This window comes from Paenarthrobacter sp. PAE-2 (assembly GCF_026013155.1).
Lineage (GTDB): Bacteria > Actinomycetota > Actinomycetes > Actinomycetales > Micrococcaceae > Arthrobacter > Arthrobacter ureafaciens.
The window spans coordinates 1-4501 of the sequence record NZ_JAPDNV010000081.1 but is presented as its reverse complement, the minus strand read 5'-3'; the positions used below and the strand labels follow the sequence as shown (position 1 = coordinate 4501).

The following is a 4501-nucleotide window of genomic DNA, read 5'->3' as shown; positions in this document are numbered from 1 at the left end:
TGCATTATCTTGAGCCCGTCGGGCTCCTGTGCCTCTGGCCTGCGGTTTTGGGTTGGTGGGTGTGTCCGGGACGTGCATGACGGTGGCATTGGGTGTCCTTTCATTCTCGTGGATCTGTTATGGATTCGGGATGGTCGCTGGGTCTGGTGATGGACTTTGGCGGCGTTGTCCGAGGGCGTGTGCGAGTTGCTGTCGCAGTCGTTGGTTCTCGTCGTTGAGTCGTCGGATTCTGTCGTTGGCCGCTTCGAGTCGTTGCCGTAGCGAGGCCTCGCTTGCCCGCTGTGGCTGTGATGCCGGTGTGGGCTCCGCTGAGGCGTGGTTTTGGCGGAGGCGTTCGATTTCGGCGCGGAGGTCGGGCTGGGTGTAGAGCCAGGACCGGGAGACTCGGGCGTATTTGGCGACGGCGTCGAAGGTGACCGGTCGGCCTTCCGCGTGCAGCGTGCGCAGCGCTTGGACGGCTTTGGACCGGGTGAGAGCGGCGCGCTGCTGTGCAGCTTTGATCAGGTGCCGGCTGTTGTCGGGGCGGTTCATCCGGCGGCCTCGGCTGGTGCGGTGTCGTCGAGGGAGTCGATGATGCGGTCCAGGTTGTGCAGCACGGCCTGGTTCATCTCGATGAGCCGGGTCTGTCCGCGGGCCTCGGCCGCGGAGAGGATCTGGACGGTCTGGCGGCGCTGCTCTTGGTGCTGGGGGAGGAATTCGGCGGTGGTGACAAACATGGGACAGGTCAGGCAGGCGTTGGCGTGCGGGCAGGTTTTCTGAACCGGCAGCCCGCAGAATCCGTTCGGCAAGCTCTGCGTCGCGCGGCCGAGGCGTTGTTTGGCCCAGCTGGCTTCGGCGAGTGGTCCCTGCGGGTCAATGGTGATGGTGTCGCCGTTGATGTTGACCTTGCGGGCTTTCTCCCAGTGGCGACGCACGGTCGTGTCATGCAGCCGGGCGTAATGGGCGGTCATCTCCGCCGAGGTGTGATCGAGGAGGACCCGGACAACTTCCTGAGGAACGTCGCGGTTGATCAGTGTTGTCCCGAAGGTGTGGCGCCACTGATGCGGAGTCAGGCGCACCTCTTGCCCGTGTTCGTCGCGAATGTCGCAGCGTTCCAGCCAGTCTTCAAGCTGTCCGCGGTAGGAGTGTGTGGTGAGCGGTTTTGCTCCGTCGGGGTTCATCTTCGGGGCCGGGAACAGCCAGTTGCTGCCTTCGGGGAATCGTTCGCGGACGCGTCGTTGCTGATCGAGGATGGCGGTATGGACTTCCTCGTCGAGGGGTACGAGGGCTTCGCGTTTCATCTTCCGGTTCATATAGCGAAGGTATGGGGCGCCGTCACCGTCACGGACCACGCCGTCTGATACCAGGTTGCAGGCGTCCCCGACGCGCAGTCCGCAGCGCATCAGTATCAGTGTGAGTAGCCGACTGTCGGGGCTGGTCCATTTGCCGAGGTTTTCGGGTTGGTCGAGTTGCGCCATGATGTGATCGGCCAGGGCTCTGGGCAGTCGTTTGGCTGGTCGTGGGAAGTCTTCGGGGTAGAAGTTCGCCGATGCCGGCAGGTCCTTGGCCCGGTCGTGGCGGCGGATCGCGGCGAAGAAGGCGTTCAGGGAGCTGATGTCGCGGCCACGGGAAGTCACGGCCCGTTTATCCCGGGCGAGTTCGGCGAGGAAGCGTTCCAGGATGCCGCGGTCGATGCAGTCCGGGCCGTCGGAGTGGGGGATGGTGTGGGCGAGGAACGCGGCGAATCGGTTCAGGGCGAGGAGGTCGATGCGGGCTTGGATGATTTCCCTGCCGCTGGTCAGCCGCCATCGGATGAAGCGTTTTGCCATGGTGCGCAGCCACGGTTGCGGGATCTTGTCGAAGCGGAGGGTGCCGCGGGTGTCGGTGTAGCCGAGGCGGTGCAGGGCCCAGACGTCGCGGGAATACTCTGACTCCCAGCCGGTGCCGGCGGCGAGGTCTTCGAGCCGGGTGTAGGCAAATCGCAGGAATGCGAGTTGCCCGTTGTGGCGGTGACTGCGGCCCACCCGGCCGGCGCTATAGAACGCTGCCCACTGGCCAAGATTCCACTCCAGCAGCGAGGTGACGCCGCTGTCGGTGAGGAGCCGGATCACGGGCGTCACAACGGAGGAGCGGGTACTGGCCCGGCGTTCATCGTGGCGGCATTGCAGGGCGTGCTGGAGCTCAAGCCGCAGCTGGGGACGATCTGCCAGGCATCGGAAATCGAACCGGTCCAGGCCCACGCTTTCGCACCGGGCGACGAACTCGTCGATATCCGGTGTGCCAATGGCGTGCCAGCGGGACTTGTGGTTCAGACACAACGGCGAGTTGCCTTGGGCCCAGAGGTCGCAGAACGCGAGCCTGCATTCGGGCCGTTCGGTGGCTGGCTCGGGGGAGAGGGTAGCGAGCCACTTATTCACGTCGGTCTCGCTGGAACGACTGAAGAACCCGTGATGGCTGATGCAGAGGCCGCGTCTGGCCGAACCGAAGCGGCACCAGGTGACGGTGCATGCCGCCAAGGGGCCGTCGCCTACGGGTAATGGGCCGGGGCTGGCGAGGAATGACTCCAATTCGGGGCGTCCTTGGTCCAGCCAGCGCTTGTAGTGGCTTTTGCAGAACCCTTTCACCGTACGTTGCCGTTCACACTTGTCGATCCGGCAGGGCTCGGTGTTGAAGACGAGGGAGCCTGGGGCCGGGATCACGATTTCGGGTCTGAATTCGGGCCGGACGGTGCCCATGAGCTTAGCCAACAGACCGCGACCGTCCTCGTTTTCATTCAATGCGAGGGAGCTCACCAGGTGACCTCTTTTCCGGTCAGCAGCCCTGCCTTTTCGAGGGCGCGGCGGGCGTCCTCAACAGTGAGGTGGCCGTAGACGTCGATGGTGGTTGCGACCGATGCGTGGCCAAGCAGGCTGCTGATCACTTCGATGGGTGTCCCGGCCCGTAGCAAGCGGGTGGCATAGGTGTGGCGGAACCAGTGCGGGTCAAAATCCACTCCGGTGTTACGGCGCAGCCGCTTCACCAGGTCATAGAATGCCGCGTAGCCCATCGGGCGGCCGCGGGCGCCGGCCCACAGATTCACGAACACGTAGTCGCTGTCCAGATCTCCGTATTCCTCGTGAAGGTAGTCGCCGTAGAGCCGCACGACGTCCGCGCCGATCGGTATCGTGCGCGGCGAAACGGACTTCGCCCGGGCCCGGTTGGCGTTCACCCGCCGGCGGATCGTCAGCTCGCCCTCGGCGACTGCAATGTCCTCATGCCTTAGTCCGAGTGCTTCGCCGATACGGATTCCCGACTCCCACAGCAGGACGAACATGAACCGGTCCCTCAGCCGAGTGCACGCATCCAGCACTGCTTGTGCCTGCACCGCAGGCAGGACCGTGGGCAACCTCTTGGGCTCACGCAGCTTCACGATCCGGCGCCGCTGCGGCCTGTCCCCGGCAAGGTGGGCAAGGAACGGTCTCCATCCCGTTCTTCGGTGCCGGACCGTTTCGAACTCGGTGACAAGGTCGCCCAGCGGAACCCCATGACGGGAGTGAAACACGTAGAAGCCGCCCACCGCCGCGAGCTTGCGGTTCACCGTTCCCGGCCCGCAGTGATGGGAAGCCGACGGCAGCAGCGTCACGTCCGCGGCGCGCCCGGCAGGCGGAAGCCGCAGCCAGGCGACGAACTCGCCGACGTTCTCCAAGGCCACCTGGCGCCAATCAATGCCGCGGTGGCGAAGAAAGACGAACCAATCCTTGAGATCATGCGCATACGCCTTGAGCGTGTTCGGCGACCTCTCGACGTCGGTCAGGTAAGCCAGGAACCGCTCCACCGGCTCGACGACACCATGATCATCAAGCACAGTCCACGACTCAAGCGGCGAACCGGACACCAAAACTCGTTGAACCTGCATGAACCCTCCCGCGATCCCGTGTGATGGACAGCTTCAGATAAGCACCTCCATCACGCGGAACTGTGCGGTTACGGGCCTCGTGCTGCACGTCAAAGACACCCCGGTTCCGGCCCCAGATAAGCTGGATGAACAGCGGGTCGTAGCCGGCCTCGATCAGATGAGTGACGTACGAGTGCCTCAGGGTGTGCAGGGTCAGTTCCTCCGGCAGGCCGGCGATCGTCCGCACCCGCTGAAAAGACCGGTCGAAGTTGCGGAAAACAGTGGAACCAGAGCGCTCCGAAGGCCACAGGCTAGCGGACCGGTCAGCGGTCGGGAAACGTTTCCGGCCGTCAGGGGAGAGCCAGTGCTCAAGGAGCCCAACCACCCAATCGAACTCGGGAACCGTCAGAACGGTGCGCCGTCGGGGTCCGGAACCCTTGGTTCCCTTGGCCCACCGCACCTGGAGTGCCCCGAAGCGGCCGAACTGCTCGACGTGCGGATTGGGACCAAAATCGACGTACTCGAGCATCACCAGTTCGCGCCGCCGCAGCCCGTATGCATAGCCCACCTTGAACGCCGTCGAGTCCCTGAATGCTGGCAGCCAGCGTTTGGAACCCTTGGCGAACTCTGTGTCGACCAGGTCGTCGG

At 64.3% G+C, this 4501-nt stretch carries 4 protein-coding genes; all 4 read right to left on the bottom strand.

The genetic code is table 11. The features are described from left to right. Positions 1–117: 117 nt before the first annotated feature. Positions 118–531 carry a DUF6262 family protein gene (locus OCL88_RS20825; protein WP_021474754.1) on the bottom strand — a complete coding sequence of 138 codons (414 nt, stop codon included), beginning with the start codon at positions 529–531 and terminating at the stop codon, positions 118–120. Next, a complete protein-coding gene (locus OCL88_RS20820; RefSeq protein WP_142940159.1) occupies positions 528–2771 on the bottom strand; it encodes a tyrosine-type recombinase/integrase in 2244 nt (747 codons plus the stop codon). Before OCL88_RS20820 ends, OCL88_RS20825 begins: the two co-directional genes overlap by 4 nt. Beyond that, positions 2768–3874 (bottom strand): tyrosine-type recombinase/integrase, encoded by a 1107-nt coding sequence (locus tag OCL88_RS20815; protein ID WP_142940160.1) that lies wholly within the window; start codon positions 3872–3874, stop codon positions 2768–2770. Before OCL88_RS20815 ends, OCL88_RS20820 begins: the two co-directional genes overlap by 4 nt. Beyond that, the coding region (locus OCL88_RS20810) for a site-specific integrase (protein ID WP_264963813.1) at positions 3834–4501 on the bottom strand (668 nt) is incomplete at its 5' end. The genes OCL88_RS20815 and OCL88_RS20810, both read right to left, overlap by 41 nt.

What these genes read in the sequence shown, in the direction of transcription:
- OCL88_RS20825 (WP_021474754.1), bottom strand. Translation starts at nt 531, where the DNA reads ATGAACCGCCCCGACAACAGCCGGCACCTGATCAAAGCTGCACAGCAG.
- OCL88_RS20815 (WP_142940160.1), bottom strand. Translation starts at nt 3,874, where the DNA reads ATGCAGGTTCAACGAGTTTTGGTGTCCGGTTCGCCGCTTGAGTCGTGG.